Here is a 1,155-nt window from a genome sequence, read left to right as displayed (position 1 = left end):
GCCGTCTTCCACCGCTACCGCGATCTCATCCTCGAGAACCGCGACGCCCTCATGGACATGGCTCAGGCCGAGACCGGAAAGTCGCGTACCGCAGCTCAGGAAGAAGTCCTCGACATCTCGATGACGTCGCGGCACTACGCACGTGTGGCTCCGAAGCTGCTGCGTCCGCGTCGCGTCTCCGGCATGCTCCCGGGCCTGACGAAGACCGTCGTCCGCTACCAGCCCAAGGGTGTCGTCGGCGTCATCTCGCCGTGGAACTACCCGATGACGCTGGCCGTGTCCGACGCCATCGCCGCGCTGCTCGCCGGTAACGCCGTTGTCCTCAAGCCGGACAGCCAGACGCCGTACTGCGCGCTCGCCTGCGTCGAACTGCTCTACAAGGCGGGTCTGCCTCGCGACCTCTTCGCCGTGGTTCCCGGGCCGGGCTCCGTCGTCGGCACCGCCCTGGTTGAGAACACCGACTACCTCATGTTCACCGGTTCCACTGCGACCGGTCAGCTCCTCGCCGAGCAGGCCGGCCGTCGACTGATCGGCTTCTCCGCCGAACTCGGTGGCAAGAACCCGATGATCGTCGCGGCCGGCGCAGACCTGCGCGAGGTCACCGACGCCGCTGTGCGTGCGTGCTTCTCCAACTCCGGTCAGCTGTGCATCTCCATCGAGCGCATCTACGTCGAAGAGTCCATCGCACCCGAGTTCATCCGCATGTTCGGTGACCGCGTCAAGAAGATGAACCTCGCCGCCGGATACGAATTCGGAATCGAGATGGGCAGCCTCGTCTCCGAGGCGCAGGTCAAGGCAATCTCCGCTCATGTCGACGACGCAGTGGTCAAGGGCGCCACCGTCATTGCCGGTGGCAAGGCTCGGCCGGACATCGGACCGCTGTTCTACGAGCCCACCCTGCTCACCGGGGTTCCCGAAGACGCCGAGTGCTACCGCGACGAGACCTTCGGGCCGCTCGTCTCGATCTACCCCGTCAAGGACGTCGAAGAGGCCATCGCTGCGGCCAACGACACCGAGTACGGCCTCAACGCCAGTGTGTGGGCGGGAAGCAAGGCTGCCGGTGAAGCCATCGCAGCGCGCATCCACGCCGGCACCGTCAACGTCGACGAGGGTTACGCACCGACCTGGGGCAGCACCGCAGCACCGATGGGCGGT

General features: G+C 66.1%; 1 protein-coding gene. It reads left to right on the top strand.

Going from position 1 to position 1,155, the window contains the following annotated elements; genetic code table 11:
• Positions 1-1,155: succinic semialdehyde dehydrogenase (locus A2J01_RS25415; protein WP_064113852.1), on the top strand; the 1,155-nt coding region annotated here is incomplete at both ends.

Origin of the sequence: Rhodococcus sp. EPR-134 (assembly GCF_001647205.1) — a bacterium.
Lineage (GTDB): Bacteria > Actinomycetota > Actinomycetes > Mycobacteriales > Mycobacteriaceae > Rhodococcus_F > Rhodococcus_F qingshengii.
The sequence above is the reverse complement of the archived record's forward strand: the minus strand, read 5'-3'. Positions and strand labels throughout refer to the sequence as shown.